22 protein-coding genes and 1 tRNA gene are annotated in these 17,043 nt (G+C 67.1%); 19 read left to right on the forward strand and 4 right to left on the reverse strand.

Going from position 1 to position 17,043, the window contains the following annotated elements; genetic code table 11:
- Positions 1 to 6: 6 nt before the first annotated feature.
- From hisH to tatC, 10 genes are all read left to right on the forward strand, one after another.
- Positions 7 to 651 carry an imidazole glycerol phosphate synthase subunit HisH gene (gene hisH / locus ASG30_RS16990; protein WP_055899390.1) on the forward strand — a complete coding sequence of 215 codons (645 nt, stop codon included), beginning with the start codon at positions 7 to 9 and terminating at the stop codon, positions 649 to 651.
- A gap of 55 nt (positions 652 to 706) precedes the next feature.
- Positions 707 to 1,450 carry a 1-(5-phosphoribosyl)-5-[(5-phosphoribosylamino)methylideneamino]imidazole-4-carboxamide isomerase gene (gene hisA / locus ASG30_RS16995; RefSeq protein ID WP_055899392.1) on the forward strand — a complete coding sequence of 248 codons (744 nt, stop codon included), beginning with the start codon at positions 707 to 709 and terminating at the stop codon, positions 1,448 to 1,450.
- Between the two features lie 25 nt (positions 1,451 to 1,475).
- The gene (gene hisF / locus ASG30_RS17000) at positions 1,476 to 2,255 is read left to right on the forward strand and encodes an imidazole glycerol phosphate synthase subunit HisF (protein WP_055899394.1); all 780 of its coding nucleotides are present in this window, start codon (positions 1,476 to 1,478) and stop codon (positions 2,253 to 2,255) included.
- 32 nt (positions 2,256 to 2,287) lie between these two features.
- Positions 2,288 to 2,677, forward strand: coding sequence for a phosphoribosyl-AMP cyclohydrolase (gene hisI, locus ASG30_RS17005; RefSeq protein WP_055899396.1), 390 nt, complete (start codon positions 2,288 to 2,290; stop codon positions 2,675 to 2,677).
- 4 nt (positions 2,678 to 2,681) lie between these two features.
- Entirely contained in the window at positions 2,682 to 3,050 is a 369-nt protein-coding gene (locus ASG30_RS17010; RefSeq protein WP_055899398.1) for a phosphoribosyl-ATP diphosphatase, read from the forward strand.
- Positions 3,047 to 3,403 (forward strand): DUF4870 family protein, encoded by a 357-nt coding sequence (locus tag ASG30_RS17015; RefSeq protein ID WP_055899400.1) that lies wholly within the window; start codon positions 3,047 to 3,049, stop codon positions 3,401 to 3,403. Before ASG30_RS17010 ends, ASG30_RS17015 begins: the two co-directional genes overlap by 4 nt.
- A 5-nt stretch (positions 3,404 to 3,408) precedes the next feature.
- A complete protein-coding gene (locus ASG30_RS17020) occupies positions 3,409 to 3,771 on the forward strand; it encodes a histidine triad nucleotide-binding protein (protein ID WP_055899402.1) in 363 nt (120 codons plus the stop codon).
- A gap of 79 nt (positions 3,772 to 3,850) precedes the next feature.
- On the forward strand, positions 3,851 to 4,096 hold the full coding sequence (gene tatA / locus ASG30_RS17025; RefSeq protein ID WP_055899404.1) for a Sec-independent protein translocase subunit TatA: 246 nt from the start codon (positions 3,851 to 3,853) through the stop codon (positions 4,094 to 4,096).
- Between the two features lie 25 nt (positions 4,097 to 4,121).
- Complete coding sequence (tatB, locus tag ASG30_RS17030) at positions 4,122 to 4,592, forward strand: Sec-independent protein translocase protein TatB (protein ID WP_055899406.1); 471 nt, start codon at positions 4,122 to 4,124, stop codon at positions 4,590 to 4,592.
- On the forward strand, positions 4,592 to 5,386 hold the full coding sequence (tatC, locus tag ASG30_RS17035) for a twin-arginine translocase subunit TatC (RefSeq protein ID WP_055899408.1): 795 nt from the start codon (positions 4,592 to 4,594) through the stop codon (positions 5,384 to 5,386). Before tatB ends, tatC begins: the two co-directional genes overlap by 1 nt.
- A gap of 7 nt (positions 5,387 to 5,393) precedes the next feature.
- Here the strand turns inward: tatC and ASG30_RS17040 are convergent, their stop codons facing one another.
- Complete coding sequence (locus ASG30_RS17040; protein WP_055899410.1) at positions 5,394 to 6,545, reverse strand: S1C family serine protease; 1,152 nt, start codon at positions 6,543 to 6,545, stop codon at positions 5,394 to 5,396.
- A gap of 148 nt (positions 6,546 to 6,693) precedes the next feature.
- Between ASG30_RS17040 and ASG30_RS17045 the strand changes: the two genes are divergently transcribed.
- Both ASG30_RS17045 and pdxA read left to right on the forward strand, forming a co-directional pair.
- Positions 6,694 to 7,452 (forward strand): Nif3-like dinuclear metal center hexameric protein, encoded by a 759-nt coding sequence (locus tag ASG30_RS17045; protein ID WP_055899412.1) that lies wholly within the window; start codon positions 6,694 to 6,696, stop codon positions 7,450 to 7,452.
- 8 nt (positions 7,453 to 7,460) lie between these two features.
- On the forward strand, positions 7,461 to 8,519 hold the full coding sequence (gene pdxA / locus ASG30_RS17050) for a 4-hydroxythreonine-4-phosphate dehydrogenase PdxA (RefSeq protein WP_055899414.1): 1,059 nt from the start codon (positions 7,461 to 7,463) through the stop codon (positions 8,517 to 8,519).
- Here pdxA and mscL read toward each other — a convergent pair.
- Complete coding sequence (gene mscL, locus ASG30_RS17055) at positions 8,509 to 8,940, reverse strand: large conductance mechanosensitive channel protein MscL (protein ID WP_055899416.1); 432 nt, start codon at positions 8,938 to 8,940, stop codon at positions 8,509 to 8,511. The two genes, pdxA and mscL, sit on opposite strands and share 11 nt — an antisense overlap.
- Positions 8,941 to 9,077: 137 nt before the next feature.
- Here mscL and petA point away from each other — a divergent pair, with 137 nt between their 5' ends.
- The 6 genes from petA (at position 9,078) to ASG30_RS17085 (ending at position 13,271) form a co-directional block, all read left to right on the forward strand.
- Entirely contained in the window at positions 9,078 to 9,674 is a 597-nt protein-coding gene (petA, locus tag ASG30_RS17060; protein ID WP_055899418.1) for a ubiquinol-cytochrome c reductase iron-sulfur subunit, read from the forward strand.
- 13 nt (positions 9,675 to 9,687) lie between these two features.
- The gene (locus ASG30_RS17065) at positions 9,688 to 11,100 is read left to right on the forward strand and encodes a cytochrome b (RefSeq protein ID WP_055899420.1); all 1,413 of its coding nucleotides are present in this window, start codon (positions 9,688 to 9,690) and stop codon (positions 11,098 to 11,100) included.
- 19 nt (positions 11,101 to 11,119) lie between these two features.
- Positions 11,120 to 11,881 carry a cytochrome c1 gene (locus ASG30_RS17070; RefSeq protein ID WP_055899422.1) on the forward strand — a complete coding sequence of 254 codons (762 nt, stop codon included), beginning with the start codon at positions 11,120 to 11,122 and terminating at the stop codon, positions 11,879 to 11,881.
- Positions 11,882 to 12,001: 120 nt separating this feature from the next.
- Positions 12,002 to 12,613, forward strand: coding sequence for a glutathione S-transferase N-terminal domain-containing protein (locus ASG30_RS17075; protein WP_055899424.1), 612 nt, complete (start codon positions 12,002 to 12,004; stop codon positions 12,611 to 12,613).
- Between the two features lie 23 nt (positions 12,614 to 12,636).
- A complete protein-coding gene (locus ASG30_RS17080; protein ID WP_200947315.1) occupies positions 12,637 to 13,155 on the forward strand; it encodes a ClpXP protease specificity-enhancing factor in 519 nt (172 codons plus the stop codon).
- Between the two features lie 41 nt (positions 13,156 to 13,196).
- Positions 13,197 to 13,271: transfer RNA gene (locus tag ASG30_RS17085), tRNA-Thr, on the forward strand.
- A gap of 240 nt (positions 13,272 to 13,511) precedes the next feature.
- Here the strand turns inward: ASG30_RS17085 and ASG30_RS22660 are convergent.
- Together ASG30_RS22660 and ASG30_RS17090 are read right to left on the reverse strand one after the other, a co-directional pair.
- The gene (locus ASG30_RS22660; protein WP_156385588.1) at positions 13,512 to 14,564 is read right to left on the reverse strand and encodes a hypothetical protein; all 1,053 of its coding nucleotides are present in this window, start codon (positions 14,562 to 14,564) and stop codon (positions 13,512 to 13,514) included.
- Positions 14,565 to 14,932: 368 nt separating this feature from the next.
- Positions 14,933 to 16,495: a winged helix-turn-helix domain-containing protein gene (locus tag ASG30_RS17090; RefSeq protein WP_055899430.1), complete on the reverse strand. Its 1,563-nt coding sequence runs from the start codon at positions 16,493 to 16,495 to the stop codon at positions 14,933 to 14,935.
- Between the two features lie 102 nt (positions 16,496 to 16,597).
- Here ASG30_RS17090 and ASG30_RS23230 point away from each other — a divergent pair, with 102 nt between their 5' ends.
- Positions 16,598 to 16,921, forward strand: a complete 324-nt coding sequence (locus ASG30_RS23230; protein ID WP_055899432.1) for a DUF2917 domain-containing protein — start codon at positions 16,598 to 16,600, stop codon at positions 16,919 to 16,921.
- Positions 16,922 to 17,043: the final 122 nt, after the last annotated feature.

Raw genomic sequence — 17,043 nt, forward strand, 5'->3', positions numbered from 1 at the left:
TTCGAGATGAAAACGGTAGCGGTCGTCGATTACGGCATGGGCAACCTGCGCTCGGTTTCGCAGGCGGTGCAGCATGTCGCCCAGGATTCGGGCTTCCAGGCGGTGATCACCTCGCGCCCCGAGGAGGTCCGCGCCGCCGAGCGCGTGGTGCTTCCCGGCCAGGGCGCCATGCCCGATTGCATGCGCGAACTGCGCGACTCGGGCCTGCTGCCCGCGGTGCTGGAGGCGGCGGCGGCCAAGCCGCTGTTCGGCGTCTGCGTGGGCATGCAGATGCTGCTCGATCGCAGCGAGGAAGGCCCCAGCGAGGGCCTGGGCCTGATCCCCGGCGAGGTGCGGCGCTTCCAGCTGGCCGGCCGGCTGCAGGAAGACGGCAGCCGCTTCAAGGTGCCGCAGATGGGATGGAACGCGGTGTGGCAGTCCCGGCCGCACCCGATGTGGGACGGCATCGACGACGGCGCCTGGTTCTATTTCGTCCACAGCTTCTACGCCCGCCCGTCGGATGCGCGCCACAGCGCCGGCGAAGCCGATTACGGGGCCCGCTTTACCGCCGCGCTGGCCCGCGATAATATTTTTGCGACCCAGTTCCACCCCGAGAAAAGCGCAGACGCAGGCCTGGCCCTCTATCGCAATTTCCTTCGCTGGAACCCCTGAAGTCCCCCGGGCGTTTCCTTTCCCTGTCTCTTCCACCGCGCATCCCTCTTCTTCCATGCTCCTCATTCCCGCGATCGACCTGAAGGACGGGCACTGCGTCCGCCTCAAGCAGGGCGACATGGACCAGGCCACCACCTTCAGCGAGGACCCGGCCGCCATGGCGCGCAACTGGCTGGCCAAGGGCGCGCGCCGCCTGCACCTGGTCGACCTGAATGGCGCTTTCGCGGGCAAGCCGCAGAACTTCGCCGCGGTGAAGTCCATCCTCAAGGCGGTGGGCGACGAGATCCCGGTGCAGCTGGGCGGCGGCATCCGCGACCTGGACACCATCGAGAAGTACATCGACGGCGGCCTGCGCTACGTGATCATCGGCACCGCCGCGGTGAAGAACCCGGGCTTCCTGAAGGACGCCTGCAGCGCGTTCGGCGGCCACATCATCGTGGGCCTGGACGCCAAGGACGGCAAGGTCGCCACCGACGGCTGGAGCAAGCTCACCGGACACGAGGTGGTCGACCTGGCGCGCAAGTTCGAGGACTGGGGCGTCGAGTCCATCGTCTACACCGACATCGGCCGCGACGGCATGCTCACCGGCATCAACATCGACGCCACGGTGAAGCTGGCGCAGTCGCTGCACATCCCGGTGATCGCCTCCGGCGGGCTGGCGGGCCTGGCCGACATCGAGAAGCTCTGCGCCGTCGAGGACGAGGGCATCGAGGGCGTGATCTGCGGCCGCGCCATCTACTCGGGCGACCTGGATTTCACCCAGGCCCAAACCAAGGCGGACGAACTCTCCAAGGATTGAGCGCCTTGCGGCGCCCGCTGATCCCATGCTCGCCAAGCGCATCATCCCCTGCCTGGACGTCACCGGCGGCCGCGTCGTCAAGGGCGTCAACTTCGTCGAGCTGCGCGACGCCGGCGACCCGGTGGAGATCGCGGCCCGCTACAACGAGCAGGGCGCCGACGAACTCACCTTCCTGGACATCACCGCCACCAGCGACGGCCGCGACCTGATCCTGCACATCATCGAGGCGGTCGCCTCGCAGGTGTTCATCCCGCTGACGGTGGGCGGCGGCGTGCGCACGGTCGAAGACGTGCGGCGGCTGCTCAACGCGGGCGCCGACAAGACCAGCTTCAACTCGGCCGCCATCGCCAACCCCGACGTCATCAGCGCGGCTTCGGGCAAGTACGGTGCGCAGTGCATCGTGGTGGCCATCGACGCCAAGCGGCGCGGCGGGGCGGACGAAGCCGCGCGCGGCGCCGGCTGGGACGTGTACAGCCATGGCGGCCGGCGCAACACCGGCCTGGACGCCGTGCAGTGGGCTGCCGAGATGGCGCGCCGCGGCGCCGGCGAGATCCTGCTGACCAGCATGGACCGCGACGGCACCAAGTCCGGCTTCGACCTGGAGCTCACCCGGGCGGTCAGCGACGCGGTCGACGTGCCGGTGATCGCCTCCGGCGGCGTGGGCAACCTCGACCACCTGGCCGACGGCGTGCAGAAGGGCGGCGCCGACGCCGTGCTGGCCGCCAGCATCTTCCACTACGGCGAGTTCACGGTCGCCCAGGCCAAGGCGCGGATGGCCGAGCGGGGAATCCCGGTCCGCCTTTGATCGCCTGTCCGCCGATGGCCCACAATGCGGCCATGGACTGGCTCGATGAAGTCAAGTGGGATGCGGCGGGCCTGGTGCCCGTCATCGCCCAGGAACAGGCGACCGGCGACGTGCTGATGTTCGCGTGGATGAACCGCGAGGCACTGAGCCGCACGGCCGAGCTGGGCCGTGCCGTCTACTTCAGCCGTTCGCGCAACAAGCTGTGGTTCAAGGGCGAGGAGTCCGGCCACGTCCAGCAGGTGCACGAGATCCGCATGGACTGCGACAACGACGTGCTGCTGCTGAAGGTGACGCAGAAGGGGCACGACCCGTCCATCGCCTGCCACACCGGCCGCCACAGCTGTTTCTTCCAGCGCCACGAGGCGGGCGCCTGGAGGCCGGTCGAGCCGGTCTTGAAGAACCCGGACGAGATCTACAAGTAAGAGCATGAGCGCCAACGATTCCCTGGCCCGCCTCGCGGCCGTCATCGAGAGCCGCAAGCCCGGGCGCGGCGGCGACCCGGACAGCAGCTACGTCGCGCGCCTGCTGCACAAGGGGCCGGACGCCTTCCTCAAGAAGATCGGCGAGGAGGCCACCGAGGTCGTGATGGCGGCCAAGGACACGGGCCACGGCGGCGACCCGGCCAAGCTGGTCGGCGAGGTGGCCGACCTGTGGTTCCACAGCATGATCGCGCTGGCGCACTACGGCCTGACGCCGGCCGACGTGATCGCGGAGCTGGAGCGGCGCGAGGGCACCAGCGGCATCGAGGAAAAGGCGCTGCGCAAGGCCATGCAGCGCGAAGGAGCGGGCGAATGAGCGAGACCGATTTCGCGGCCTTCGAGGGCAAGCGGCCCGAGGACCGCACCGTGATGCACGTGCTGTACGGCATGCACACCTTCGCGCCTTTCACCTACTGGGTGCTGGCGTTGATCGCGGTGGTCGTCAACTACGTGCGCCGTGCCGACGAGATGGACGCGATCTACGCCTCGCACCACAACTACATGCTCGCCACGTTCTGGTGGAGCGTGCTGTGGCTGGTGGTGACGTCGCCGCTGTACCTGCTGTTCTTCATCCCCGGCATGGTGGCCCACGCCATCGTCGGCCTCTGGTACCTGTACCGCTGCATCCGCGGCTGGCTGCGTTTCACCGACAACCGGCCGCCGCGCTAGAAGCCATGAGCCAAACCGACCCCAACTGCCTCTTCTGCAAGATCGTCGAGGGCAAGATCCCCTCGCGCAAGGTGTACGAGGACGACGACATCCTCGCCTTCCACGACATCCAGCCCTGGGCCCCGATGCACTTCCTGCTGATCCCCAAGCAGCACGTGGCGTCGCTGGCGCAGGTGGGGCCGGAGCACGCGGGCGTGCTGGGCCGGATGCTGGCGCTGGCGCCCAGGCTCGCCGCGGAGAACGGCGCCCGGCCGTACCCGGAGGGCGGCCACCGGGTCATCATCAACACCGGCGACGACGGCGGGCAGGAGGTGCACCACCTCCACCTTCACGTGATCGGCGGTCCGCGCCCCTGGCGCAAGGGCTGACCCTTCGCACGCAGCAGGTTCCTGCCCGGCAGGGGAGGGGCCGCCGACTAAAATCGAGAGATTCATTCAGGAGTGATCCATGGGTTCGTTTTCCATCTGGCACTGGTTGGTGGTGCTGCTGATCGTGGTGCTGGTGTTCGGCACCAAGAAGTTGAAGAACATCGGCTCCGACCTGGGCGGCGCGGTCAAGGGCTTCAAGGACGGCGTGAAGGACGGCTCGCAGCCCGAGCCGCCGGCGCAGCCGACCCAGCAGGTCGCGGGCAACCCGCCGGCGACGGCACCGGACCGCACGACCATCGACGTCGAGGCGCGCAACAAGTCGTGACAGCGTTTGCTGGAGGCGTCCCCGGGTGATCGATCTCGGCCTTTCCAAGATGGCCCTCATCGGGGCCGTGGCGCTGATCGTCATCGGCCCGGAGAAACTGCCGCGGGTCGCCCGCACGGTGGGCACGCTGCTGGGCAAGGCCCAGCGGTACGTCAACGACGTCAAGGCCGAAGTCAACCGGTCCATGGAGATCGATGAGCTTCGCAAGATGAAGGAGAGCGTGGAGACCGCCGCCCGCGACGTCGAGAACTCGGTTCGCACCGGCACCGCCGACTTCGAGAAGCAGTGGTCGGACGCCGTCGGCACCGCCTCCGAGGCGCCGGCGCCTTCCATCGAAGCGCCGCCCGCCTATCCCGAATACAAGAACCCGAAGAAGAAGTGGCGCCTCAAGCAGGGCGCCACGCCCCAGTGGTACAAGGCCCGCAACGGCATTCGCACCCGGGCCCTGTCGGGCGCCGCCCGCGTGGCGCGCTACCGTCCCAAGAAACTCAACTGATGTCCCAGCCCGACAAGGAAGACGAGCTCGCCGGTACCGAGCAGCCGTTCGTCGCCCATTTGGTGGAGCTGCGTGACCGGCTTCTCTACTGCATCTACGGCATCGTCGCCGCGATCATCGTGCTGGCCATCTGGCCGGGGCCCAACGGCCTGATCGACTTCATCGCCCAGCCGATCCGCGCGCACATGCCGCCGGACGCCAAGCTGATCGCGGTGGGCGTGTTCTCGCCGTTCTTCGTGCCGCTCAAGGTGCTGCTGCTGGTGGCCGTGCTGGCGGTGCTGCCCTGGCTGATGTACCAGCTGTGGGCCTTCGTGGCGCCGGGGCTGTACAGCCACGAGAAGCGCTTCGCGATGCCGCTGATCATCTTCGGCAGCTTCCTGGCCTACGCCGGCATCGCCTTCGTGCAGTTCTTCGTGCTGGACAAGATGTTCAGCTTCATCCAGGGGTTCACGCCCACCAGCGTGGCGGCCACGCCGGACATCGCCTCGTACGTGGAGGCCATCCTGGGCCTGTACATCGCGTTCGGCCTGGCCTTCCAGGTGCCCATCGTGGTGATGCTGCTGGTGCGCTTCGAGATCGTCACCATCCAGAAGCTCAAGGAGTTCCGCGGCTACTTCATCGTGATCGCGTTCATCGTGGCCGCGGTGGTGACGCCGCCGGACGTTATCTCCCAGCTCGCGCTGGCCGTGCCGATGGTGATCCTCTACGAAGTCGGCATCCTCGGGGCGCGCTGGTTTGTCAAGGCGTCCCGCGCGCCGGAAGACAACTCCGACGCCGCCGAGAAGACCTCCTGAAGGCCTCCTAGCGGACGGCCTGGCGGGGCTTGGGCCGCAGCCCGGGCGTCACGTTCAGCTGCACGCTGTCGTCCCGGCGCTGCACCTTGAAGACGGTGGGCGTGCCGGGCTTGAGCGCGGCGACGTTGGTCAGCAGCTCCGACACGTTGCCGATCTGCTTGCCGGCGACCTCGACGATCACGTCGCCCGGGCGCAGGCCGGCCTGGGCCGCCGGTCCGTTCTGGAGCACGCCCGTGATCAGCACGCCGTTGCGGGCCTTCACGCCGAAAGTCTCCATCAGGTCGGGCGAAAGGTCGGCCGGCTCCACGCCGATCCAGCCGCGCCGCACCACGCCGTCCTTGACGATGCCCTCGAGCACCTGCTTGGCGGTGGACACCGGGATGGCGAAGCCGATGCCCAGGCTGCCGCCCGAGCGCGAATAGATCGCGGTGTTGATGCCCATCAGCTGGCCGTTGACGTCCACCAGCGCGCCGCCCGAGTTGCCCGGGTTGATGGCCGCATCGGTCTGGATGAAGTTCTCGAAGGTGTTGATGCCCAGCTGGTTGCGGCCGAGCGCGCTGACGATGCCGCTGGTGACGGTCTGCCCCACGCCGAAGGGGTTGCCGATGGCCAGCACCTGGTCGCCTACCTGCAGCGCGTCGGAATTGCCCAGCGTGATCACCGGCAGGCGCTCCAGGTTGATGCGCAGGACCGCCAGGTCGGTGTCGGGGTCGGTGCCGATCACCTTGGCCTGCACGTTGCGGCTGTCGTTGAGGGTGACCTCGATCTCGTCAGCGCCTTCGACCACGTGGTTGTTGGTGAGGATGTAGCCGTCGGGGCTGATGATCACCCCGCTGCCCAGGCCCACCTGCGGCTGCGCCCCGCCCTGGTCGCCGAAGAAGAAGCGGAACCAGGGATCGTTGGCCTGCGGATGCCGCGGCGGCGCCTTGCTGGTGTTGATGCTCACCACGGCCGCGGACGCGCGCTGCGCCGCCAGCCGGAAGCTCCCCGCCGGGGACGGCCCGCCGGCCGGGGCGGGCGCCTCCAGCAGCGTCACGCCGGTGCTCTGGGTGGTGATGCCCGGCCGCCGCAGCCACTCGGGCTTGAAGGTCGCCACCACGAAATAGGCGGCCAGCAGGATGGTGACGGTCTGCGAAAACAGGAGCCAGGAGCGGCGCATGACGGCGGGCGTTGAGGGAAAGCCGCAGTGTAGATCGCGGGGGCATGCGTGCGGGGTCGCGCCCGCAGCGCCATGCCGCCACCGGTGAACGCTAGCGGTCGCGCACGCCTGGTGCGCTCCCGCACAATGGGGCTTTTCGGTGCCGCCGATGACCTCCCGACAGCAACTCGCCGACGCGTTCGACCGGCTGCTCCAGCCCGAGCGCTTCAAGGACTACGGCCCCAACGGCCTGCAGGTCGAGGGCCGCGAGCCGGTGCGCCGCATCGTCTCGGGCGTCACCGCCAGCCGCGCGCTGATCGAGGCCGCCGTGGACGCCGGCGCGGATGCGGTGTTCGTGCACCACGGCCTGTTCTGGCGCGGCCAGGACGGCCGCGTGACCGGCTGGATGAAGCAGCGGCTCGCGCTGCTGCTGGCGCACGACATCAACCTGTTCGCCTACCACCTGCCGCTGGATGCGCACCCCGAGCTGGGCAACAACGCGCAGCTGGGCGCCGTGCTCGGGCTGCAGGCGCAGGCGCGCTTCGGCGAGCAGGACCTCGGCTTCCTCGGAACCCGCCAGGACGGCGGTTCCTTCCCCGGTGCGCCCGCGCTGGCCGACCACGTCGGCAAGACGCTCGGCCGCACGGTGACGCTGGTGGAAGGCGGCACCGGGCCGGTGTCCCGCATCGCCTGGTGCACCGGCGGCGCCCAGGGCTACTTCGAGGCGGCGATCGCGGCCGGCGCGCAGGCCTTCATCACCGGCGAGATCTCGGAGCCGCAGGCGCACTACGCGCGCGAATGCGGGGTGAGCTTCCTGGCCTGCGGGCACCACGCCACCGAGCGCTACGGCGCTCCGGCGGTGGCCGCCCACGTGGCGGCGGCGCTCGGGATCGAGCATCGCTTCATCGACATCGACAACCCGGCCTGAAGGGCGCCATGGCCGCTTTCGTCCCGCCCATCGCGATCACGCAAGGCGACCCGGCCGGCATCGGCGGGGAGATCGTCGCGCGGCTGTTCCGCGACCATGCAGCCGAGGTGGCCGGCTGCTTCGTGGTGGGCGACCTGCTGCACCTGCGCCGCTCGGCCGAAGCGATCGCCGCGCCCGGCCGGGCGGGCCTGCCGATCGCGGTCATCGATTCGCCGGGCCAGGCGCAGGACGTGCCGCCGCGCTGCATCCCGCTGCTGGCGACCAGCCAGGCCGCGACGCTCGTGCCTTGGGGACGGGTGGACGCCGCCGCCGGTCGCATCGCGGCCGACGCCGTCGTTTGGGCGGCCCGGGCGGCGCTGCGCGGTGAAGTCGCGGCCATCGTGACGGCGCCGCTGCACAAGGAGGCGCTGGCCGCGGCCCGCGTGGCCTATCCCGGCCACACCGAGCTGCTGCAGGCCGAGGCGGCCGCGCACGCCGGCTGCGACCTCACCCGCATGCCCGTTCGCATGATGCTGGCCAGCGAGGAGTTGCGCACCGTGCTGGTGAGCATCCACGTCTCGCTGCGCGACGCCATCGAGGCGGTGACCCGCGCGAACGTGCTGGAGACGCTGCGGATCACCCATGCCGCGCTGTCGCGCCTGCTCGGCCGGCCGCCGCGCATCGCCGTCGCCGGGCTCAACCCGCACGCGGGGGAGGGCGGGCTGTTCGGGCGCGAGGAGCAGGAGGCGATCGCTCCGGCGCTGGAGGCCGCGCGGGCCGGGGGCCTGGATGTGTCGGGCCCCTGGGCGCCGGACACCGTGTTCATGCGCGCGCGCTCGACGCCGCAGCGTCCGGGCGAGTTCGACGTGGTGGTCGCGATGTACCACGACCAGGGCCTGATCCCGGTCAAGTACCTGGGCCTGGAGCAGGGCGTGAACGTCACGCTGGGCCTGCCGCTGGTGCGCACCAGCCCCGACCACGGGACCGCATTCGACATCGCAGGCAGCGGCCGCGCCGATCCTTCCAGCCTGCTTGCGGCCCTGCGGATGGCCCGGCGGCTGGCCGCCGGGAGCGCGGCTACTTCCTGAGGTTGTCGCGGATCTCGCGCAGCAGGACGATGTCTTCGGGCGGCGCGGCCGGCGCGGCGGCGGCCGGTTCGGCCTGGGCGCGCTTGAGGCGGTTGATCTGGCGGACCATCATGAAAATGATGAAGGCCAGGATCGCGAAGTTCACCAGCACGGTGAGGAAGTTGCCCCAGGCGAACACCGGGACGCCGGCCTTGGTCAGGTCCGCCAGCGTGCGCGGCACGCCCTCGGGCACCCGTCCCAGGATGAAGAACTTGCTGGAGAAATCGAGGTCGCCGGCCACCAGGCTGACGATCGGCATGATGATGTCCTTCACCAGCGAGTCGACGATCTTGTTGAACGCGGCGCCGATGATCACGCCGACGGCCAGGTCGACCACGCTGCCCTTGACCGCGAACTCGCGGAACTCCTTGGCGATGCTCATTCCCGCTCCTTGTTGTTGTGGGACGGCCGGGAGTATGGCGCAGCGATCGCGCCACCCCCCGCTCGGGTGGATTTCGGGGGATACGGTCCGCTACAATGCCGGGTTGACCTTACAAGCGATCTCCCTTCGAGGACTACATGAGTGACACCCCACTGGACACCAGCAAGCGGACGTGGCTGATCGCGTCCGGTTGTGCTGGCGCCGCAGGCGCTGCCTTCACCGCCGTTCCCTTCGTGGCCAGCTTCCAGCCCTCGGAGCGGGCGAAAGCGGCCGGGGCGCCCGTGGAAGTGGACATCTCGGCGCTCAAGCCGGGTGAAAAGGTGACCGTCGAGTGGCGCGGCAAGCCCGTCTGGATCCTGCGCCGCACGCCCGAGCAACTGGCTTCCCTGCAGAAGACCGAGGCGCAGCTGGCCGACCCGAAATCCGAGCGCAAGGCCTACCCGACGCCCGAGTACGCGAAGAACCAGTACCGCTCGATCAAGCCCGAGGTGTTCGTGGCCGTCGGCATCTGCTCGCACCTGGGCTGCTCGCCCTCCGACAAGCTGCAGCCCGGCGCGCAGCCCTCGCTGCCCGACGACTGGCAGGGCGGGTTCCTTTGCCCCTGCCACGGCTCCACGTTCGACGTGGCCGGCCGCGTGTTCTCCAACAAGCCCGCGCCGGACAACCTGGAGGTGCCGCCGCACATGTACCTGTCCGACTCGCGCCTGCTGATCGGCGAAGACAAGAAGGCCTGAGCGGGAAAGCACCATGGCTGAATTCAAGGAAATCTCCCCGAACGCGACGATGGGCCAGAAGCTGGGGAACTGGTTCGACAACCGCTATCCGTCGGTCGGGCTGTTCTACAAGGCGCACCTGTCGGAGTACTACGCGCCCAAGAACTTCAACTTCTGGTACTTCTTCGGCTCGCTGGCGCTGCTGGTGCTGGTGATCCAGATCGTCACCGGCATCTTCCTGGTGATGCACTACAAGCCGGATGCGAACCTGGCGTTCGCCTCGGTCGAGTACATCATGCGCGACGTGCCCTGGGGCTGGCTGGTGCGCTACATGCACTCGACCGGCGCCTCGGCGTTCTTCGTGGTCGTGTACCTGCACATGTTCAAGGGCCTGATCTACGGCGGATACCGCAAGCCGCGCGAGCTGGTCTGGATCTTCGGCTGCACCATCTTCCTGACGCTGATGGCCGAGGCCTTCATGGGCTACCTGCTGCCGTGGGGCCAGATGTCCTACTGGGGCGCGCAGGTGATCGTGAACCTGTTCTCCGCCATCCCCTTCATCGGCCCGGACCTGGCGCTGCTGATCCGCGGCGACTACGTGGTGAGCGACGCCACGCTGAACCGCTTCTTCAGCTTCCACGTGATCGCGGTGCCGCTGGTGCTGCTGGGCCTGGTGGTCGCGCACATCCTGGCGCTGCACGACGTCGGCTCCAACAACCCGGACGGCGTGGAGATCAAGGGCCCCAACGCGCCCAAGGACGCCGCCGGCAAGCCGCTGGACGGCATCCCCTTCCACCCGTACTACACGGTGCACGACATCCTGGGCGTGGCGGTGTTCCTGATGATCTTCTCGGCGATCATCTTCTTTGCGCCCGAGTTCGGCGGCTACTTCCTGGAGTACAACAACTTCATCCCGGCCGACCCGCTGAAGACCCCCTCGCACATCGCGCCGGTCTGGTACTTCACGCCGTACTACTCGATGCTGCGTGCCATCACCAGCGAGATGATGTACGTGCTGGTCGTCTGCGTGGCGATCGCCGCGGCGTTCGCAGTGCTGCGGTCGCGCCTGACGCTGGTCGGCAAGGCCGTCGCCGTGGTGGCGGCTGCCATCGCCATCGTCCTGATGCTGGCCATCGACGCCAAGTTCTGGGGCGTGGTGGTGATGGGTGGCGCCGTGATCATCCTGTTCTTCCTGCCCTGGCTCGACGCCAGCCCCGTGAAGTCCATCCGCTACCGTCCGGACTGGCACAAGTGGGTCTACGCCGCATTCGTGATCGTGTTCCTGGTGCTGGGCTACCTGGGCGTGCAGCCGCCGTCGCCGGTGGGCGAGCGGGTGTCGCAGTTCGGCACGCTCTTCTATTTCGGCTTCTTCCTGCTGATGCCGTGGTGGAGCCGGCTGGGCGAGTTCAAACCCGTGCCCGATCGCATCACCTTCGCCGCGCATTGATCCCGGGGACCCGACCAGAATGAAAAAGCTCCTCCTTTCCCTGGCCGTCTCGCTGTCGGCCCTGCTGGCGGCGCCCGCCCAGGCGGTCACCGAAGGCGTCGCGTGGGACCGCGCGCCCAACATGACGAACGATCTGCCGGCGCTGCAGAACGGCGCCCGCCTCTTCGTCAACTACTGCCTGAGCTGCCACTCCGCAGCCTTCATGCGCTACAACCGCCTGCGCGACATCGGCCTGACCGAGCAGCAGATCAAGGACAACCTGCTGTTCACCACCGAGAAGGTGGGCGACACCATGAAGTCGGCCATCGATCCCAGGCAGGCCAAGGAGTGGTTCGGCGCCAACCCGCCCGACCTCTCGCTGATCGCCCGCTCGCGTTCCGGCCATGGCGGCACGGGTGCCGACTACCTCTACACCTTCCTGCGCACCTTCTACCAGGACCCGACCAAGGCCACCGGCTGGAACAACCTCGCGTTCCCGAACGTGGGCATGCCGCATGCCCTGTGGGAACTGCAGGGCATCCGCGAACCGGTGTTCGAGACGGTCAAGTCGCACGGCTACGACCTGCAGGTGTTCAAGAGCTGGAAGCAGATCTCGCCCGGCACGCTGACGCCGGCGCAGTACGACCAGGCCGTCGCCAGCCTGGTGGGCTACCTGGCCTGGATGGCCGAGCCGGCCCAGAACACCCGGGTGCGGGTGGGCGTGTGGGTGATGATCTTCCTGCTGGTCTTTACCTTCTTCGCCTGGCGCCTGAACGCGGCGTTCTGGAAGGACATCCGATAGCCACACGGGTTGCCCGGCGCCCGCCGGGCGCGCGTCCCCAAAGGCACGGTCGGCTCGCCGACCGTGTTTTGACACGGTCGACATCGACCGTGTTTTCACTTTTGCCAAGGAGCCATTGACATGATGGTGCTGTACTCGGGAACCACCTGCCCGTTTTCCCACCGCTGCCGCTTCGTCCTGTTCGAAAAGGGCATGGACTTCGAGATCCGCGACGTGGACCTCTACAACAAGCCGGAAGACATCAACGTCATGAACCCGTACGGCCAGGTCCCCATCCTGGTCGAGCGCGATCTGATCCTGTACGAGTCGAACATCATCAACGAGTACATCGACGAGCGCTTCCCGCATCCCCAGCTGATGCCGGGCGACCCGGTCGACCGTGCGCGGGTGCGGCTGTTCCTGCTCAACTTCGAGAAGGAGCTGTTCGTCCACGTGAGCACGCTGGAGTCTCGCGCCGCCAAGGGCAACGAGAAGGCGCTGGAGAAGGCCCGCTCGCACATCCGCGACCGCCTGACCCAGCTGGCCCCGGTGTTCCTCAAGAACAAGTACATGCTGGGCGAGAACTTCTCGATGCTCGACGTCGCCATCGCGCCCCTGCTGTGGCGCATGGACTACTATGGCATCGAACTGTCCAAGAATGCCGCGCCGCTGCTCAAGTACGCCGAACGCATCTTCTCGCGCCCCGCGTACATTGAAGCGTTGACGCCTTCCGAGAAGGTGATGCGCAAATAAGCGGCGGGGGAGCACGAGAACTGATGAACGCACTGGAGTCCACGTCCACGCGCCCGTACCTGATCCGGGCGCTGTACGACTGGTGCACCGACAACGGGCTGACGCCCTACGTCGCGGTGCAGGTGGACGAAACCGTCCAGGTGCCGCGCGAGTACGTCAAGAACGGCGAGATCGTGCTCAACATCAGCTTCGACGCCACCAGCTCACTGAAGCTGGGCAACGAATTCATCGAGTTCAAGGCGCGCTTCGCGGGCACGGCGCGCGAGATCATGGTGCCGGTCAACCGCGTCATCGCCATCTACGCCCGCGAGAACGGGCAGGGCATGGCTTTTCCGGTGCCCGCGCCCGGCACCGAGGCGGCTGCGCCCACCGCCAGCAGCAAGCCTTCACCGCTGAGCAGCGTCCCCGCGGCCGGCGCGTCTTCCGAGCAGGAAGGCAAGGTGGTCCAGCTGGTGACGCCCGAAACCGGCGGCGGCGCGCCGGAGGGCGATCCGCCCAAGCCGCCGACCGGCCCGCGGCCGGCCCTCAAGCGCGTCAAGTAGCGCCGCCGGGCTGCCCGCCCGGGTCTAGAATTTCCGCCCAAGCCGATTTAGCTCAGTGGTAGAGCAACCGCCTTGTAAGCGGTAGGTCCTCGGTTCAATCCCGAGAGTCGGCACCAGTACCTGGAGGGGTTGGACTGGCCGATCGCCTCACTGCGGCTGATAAAAGCTAAGCCGCACAAGGACTTAGCCACTCTCTGCTCCTTGCGGTGCGCACCAAAGCAGTCTGCTGATCTTGGCGAATGACACCTTGAACTGCTGTGTCAGTGTGAGTCATTTCGTGGCAACAGCCGCAAGAAGGTCGAGCTGAAGAAGTAAGGCTGCGGCGCGACAAAAAGGCGTCACGCCGGCACCGCGTATCAACGCGCTGTGCACACTCTTCCGGTCCCGGCAAGAGCGGCGTTCGAGCAACCCCCTCCGGCGGGCTGTGCCTGACTCGGACTTCCGCTCGAGCCGCCGCTTGCCGCGGCGGCTTGACGGCGATTGGCCTCGACCTGCGCGGCACCGGCCGCCACCGCGCCCAGGAAGTTGATGATCTGCTTGGTGTCCTCCGCGGATGCTTGCGGCTGCTCTGCAGGTTGCTTAGTGGACGTCTGGCCCGGCGGCTGTTTCGGACGGGCTTCCTGCTGACGCCAGCGTGGATCGTCCTGCCTCCTACGGGCTTCTTCGTCCTCTTTCTTCCTGAGCGCCTCCTGCTCCGACTGCTGTTTGCGCCAACCCGTCGAAGGGGCCGGGGAGTGGAAGGTGTTCGGGTCTCTCATCACCTCTTCGCTCTCTTTTCTGCGAGCCTCTCGCTCTGCCTGCTTGCGCGCTTCGTCCTTCTGCGTTGCACTCCTGACGGCTTCATCTGAAATGCGTTGCGCCGCTTCTCCGAGCAGTTCGTCGGGCGTTGCATACTTCAACTCCCTCCGCATCCTTTCGCAGTCCACTCCTGCACTCGGGCACTGCTTCAAGGCGTCAGCGTAGGGCTTGCACTCGGCCTGCGCCTCGGCAATGGTGAATTGTCGGCTGCTGGTCGCGTATTTACAGTCCCTGTAAGTTTTGGCGACGCGCGTCATAAGTTCTTGGCGCGCAGCCGACTGCCCCTCGTTGTGCTGTGTCTGACGTCGCTGAGCCTCTTCGCGTTCCTGCTGTAGTTCTGCCGCCGACTTGGGCCGCGCCTCTTGTTCCTCTCGGTTGTTGCGCTCCTCTTCTGCCTCCCGAGCCATCTGCTCTTGCGTCTTCTCCCCCGAGAACAGGTCCGAGAGTGCCCTTCTTTTGTTCTCCAACCAGTCGCTGCTTCTCTGTAGCTGCCGCAGCTCCGGACTGTGTCTCTGCAGCCTTGCCTTCTCCTCCTCACTCCACTGGTTCTGAGAGTACGCGGGGCAAGCACCGACAACGGCCAATGCCAGGACCATCAGTCTTTGATTCATTGAGCAACTCCGGTGGGTGCAGTGCAGCCCGCTGACCGTATAAGAGTAGCTGAATCGTGTCAAGACGTTAGTTTCGCAACCGCTGGTGATCGCGCGCACGCTGTGCACGATCGTTCAAGTCGGTGGCAGTCGCGCAAGAAGGTCGTGACGCAGTTTGGTTGGCCGGCGCGTTCCACAACTTGCGGGCGCTCCGCCGAAGTCGCTGGGCTGCCAAGATCGCGTTGCCGAGCCCGCATTCCAAACGACCGCAGGTGGCATGTCTTCGCGCTCGCAACCGGCGTTCTCACCGACTGAGACTCCGCAGCTGAGGGCAGGGGAGCGGACGAATCGGGCGTCGGCTGCTTTCGGATAAGCAGCCGACGCCCGCCCTATCTCGACACCGGCAAGCTCGAACTCCATATTGGCGCTAGCTCCTCGGCGGCGCGCTCACCATGGGTCTGCCGTATTTCCCCGAGCGTCAATGCGGGGCGCAGCTCACGCGCGCGCATCAGGGGCGGCAGCGCTTCTTCAAGTCGCCCAAGCCGTGCGCGGGCCGCGGCCTCAAGAATGCGCGCGAGATAGAAGCGCGGATCCCGCCCTTGTGCAATGCGTCCCTCCGAAAGTGCCTCCGTTGGCTGCCCCGCGCGAAGCATATGGACGGCGAGCGTCCAGCCCCAGAACGAAAGCCGCCGGTCGCGTGGACTGATTCGCATACCTCGACGCATCAGATCGATCCCATCGTCGAGTCGGCCGCTCTGCACCAGCGCCGCGCCCAGTGCTACGACCGCCTGAGCATTGCTGGGATCGATCTGCAGCGCATCTTGCAGAATTTCGATGGCGCGCTCATGGAACCCCATGTCACTCAGGGCACACCCTGCAAAACCCAGTACCTCAGGATTGCCTCCGTCCAAGCGCAGTGATTTTTCGATCAAGGCCATGAGATCGGTCGTCATCGCCGGCCAAGGAGCGATCAGTCCGAGGTTGCAACCGAGCGCCGTGAGCAGGCCGAAGTAGGCATGCGCCAATCCGAATTCCGGGGCGGCCTCGACGGCACCAATCAAGTGTGCGCGTGCCTCGGCAAGCGAAGCTTCGCTCCAGCCACTGCTGGCGATTGCGTCGATCGCCTGGTGGTAGTGCGCCCATGCCGTCAGGTCGCCGGGACGCTGCCGCCGAATGAGGTTGATCTCGGCGCGTGTGAGTTCAGGTTGAAGCTGCGAGATGATTCCGCGCGCGACGCCCTCCTGCATCTCCTGCGCATCCTTGCGCGAACTTCCGAAGTCCCCGCTCCATAGGACGTGGCCGGCCGACGCATCGATGAGCTGCGTCGACACCCTCAACGTCTCGCCGTGCGTTCGCAGGCTTCCTTCGACCAGATAACGCACACCAAGCTGCCCCGCGATCTCGGACAAGTTCCGGGCTCGGTCGCGAAACACGAACGAGGATGCGCGCGAGATAAGGAAAAAGCCTGGTACGCGTGCGAGTAGCGCCGTGATGTCGGCCACGAGGCCGTCACACAGGAGCGCGTCGGCAGCGTGCGTGGAGAGCACGGCGAAAGGCAGGACGGCGATTGCCGGCTTGTCGAAGGGCAGCGCCGTGGCGCCTGCCGACGCGACAGGCGCCTCGGCGGAAGAGGATGCCTGGGATGCCGGGGCGCCGGTTTCCACCTCGGCCGCGAACCTGAAGCCTCTCCCCGGCACGGTCGCGATCGCTGCGGGGCCCAGGACCTTGCGCAACGCTGAGACCTGTACCGACAGGTTGTTCTCCTCAACCACCAGGCCCGGCCAAACCGCCTCCAGCAACTCCTGCTTAGTCACCAGACGACTCCGGTGCTCGATCAGCCACAGGAGTACATCGAAAGCGCGTGCGCCGAGCACAGCGGGAGTGCCATCCGCGAGCAGGCGACGCTCGGAAGGCCTGACTTCGAACCGACCGAAACGGTAGACGGCAGACACAAGGGTCCTTCAGGAGGTTTAGCGATTTTTTCAGGGGGTTCCAAGACCTGCAAGCTGCGTCTGCCGACAGTCGAATCCAGCACCCGATCACAGGAGCCCCACATGACAGCTGCCTCCCACCTTGTCGTTGGCCGACTTCTCACGAGCATCGTGAGCCTGTGGAGTCACCCTCCATTCGTCCGCGTGGCTGAGCCGGCACGCCTCCGTTTAGCGAGCGTTCAACTCGAGCAGTACGACTTCCGGTCCCTGCCGAGCTTCAAAGGCGGCACCATCCGATGTCTCCACGGCTGCGTGTGGCTTACGCACGACGGCGACTGCCGCGACGTCGTGCTCGAGGCGGGAGAGTTCCATGTGGTCGACCGGGACACTCGGCTCGTCGTCCATGCGCTCGCCCCCTCGCTCCTCAGCCTCATGTGGAGTAAGTGAGCTTTCCAAGTCGGCGGGTCAGTTGAGCGTTGAGTGTTCGCTTCTCGGCGCTACGTCTGCAACGGCCCCGTCACGTCGCCATTGCCTAGCATGCTGGCGTCGGCAGTACAGTCGCCGGCGCC

It is taken from the genome of Ramlibacter sp. Leaf400 (assembly GCF_001424545.1).
In the GTDB taxonomy this organism is placed as follows: Bacteria; Pseudomonadota; Gammaproteobacteria; order Burkholderiales; family Burkholderiaceae_C; genus Ramlibacter.

Coding starts and splice junctions, on each gene's coding strand:
- hisH (WP_055899390.1), top strand. CDS start 7: ATGAAAACGGTAGCGGTCGTCGATTACGGCATGGGCAACCTGCGCTCG.
- hisA (WP_055899392.1), top strand. CDS start 707: ATGCTCCTCATTCCCGCGATCGACCTGAAGGACGGGCACTGCGTCCGC.
- hisF (WP_055899394.1), top strand. CDS start 1,476: ATGCTCGCCAAGCGCATCATCCCCTGCCTGGACGTCACCGGCGGCCGC.
- hisI (WP_055899396.1), top strand. CDS start 2,288: ATGGACTGGCTCGATGAAGTCAAGTGGGATGCGGCGGGCCTGGTGCCC.
- ASG30_RS17010 (WP_055899398.1), top strand. CDS start 2,682: ATGAGCGCCAACGATTCCCTGGCCCGCCTCGCGGCCGTCATCGAGAGC.
- ASG30_RS17015 (WP_055899400.1), top strand. CDS start 3,047: ATGAGCGAGACCGATTTCGCGGCCTTCGAGGGCAAGCGGCCCGAGGAC.
- ASG30_RS17020 (WP_055899402.1), top strand. CDS start 3,409: ATGAGCCAAACCGACCCCAACTGCCTCTTCTGCAAGATCGTCGAGGGC.
- tatA (WP_055899404.1), top strand. CDS start 3,851: ATGGGTTCGTTTTCCATCTGGCACTGGTTGGTGGTGCTGCTGATCGTG.
- tatC (WP_055899408.1), top strand. CDS start 4,592: ATGTCCCAGCCCGACAAGGAAGACGAGCTCGCCGGTACCGAGCAGCCG.
- ASG30_RS17040 (WP_055899410.1), bottom strand. CDS start 6,545: ATGCGCCGCTCCTGGCTCCTGTTTTCGCAGACCGTCACCATCCTGCTG.
- ASG30_RS17045 (WP_055899412.1), top strand. CDS start 6,694: ATGACCTCCCGACAGCAACTCGCCGACGCGTTCGACCGGCTGCTCCAG.
- pdxA (WP_055899414.1), top strand. CDS start 7,461: ATGGCCGCTTTCGTCCCGCCCATCGCGATCACGCAAGGCGACCCGGCC.
- mscL (WP_055899416.1), bottom strand. CDS start 8,940: ATGAGCATCGCCAAGGAGTTCCGCGAGTTCGCGGTCAAGGGCAGCGTG.
- petA (WP_055899418.1), top strand. CDS start 9,078: ATGAGTGACACCCCACTGGACACCAGCAAGCGGACGTGGCTGATCGCG.
- ASG30_RS17065 (WP_055899420.1), top strand. CDS start 9,688: ATGGCTGAATTCAAGGAAATCTCCCCGAACGCGACGATGGGCCAGAAG.
- ASG30_RS17070 (WP_055899422.1), top strand. CDS start 11,120: ATGAAAAAGCTCCTCCTTTCCCTGGCCGTCTCGCTGTCGGCCCTGCTG.
- ASG30_RS17075 (WP_055899424.1), top strand. CDS start 12,002: ATGATGGTGCTGTACTCGGGAACCACCTGCCCGTTTTCCCACCGCTGC.
- ASG30_RS17080 (WP_200947315.1), top strand. CDS start 12,637: ATGAACGCACTGGAGTCCACGTCCACGCGCCCGTACCTGATCCGGGCG.
- ASG30_RS22660 (WP_156385588.1), bottom strand. CDS start 14,564: ATGAATCAAAGACTGATGGTCCTGGCATTGGCCGTTGTCGGTGCTTGC.
- ASG30_RS23230 (WP_055899432.1), top strand. CDS start 16,598: ATGACAGCTGCCTCCCACCTTGTCGTTGGCCGACTTCTCACGAGCATC.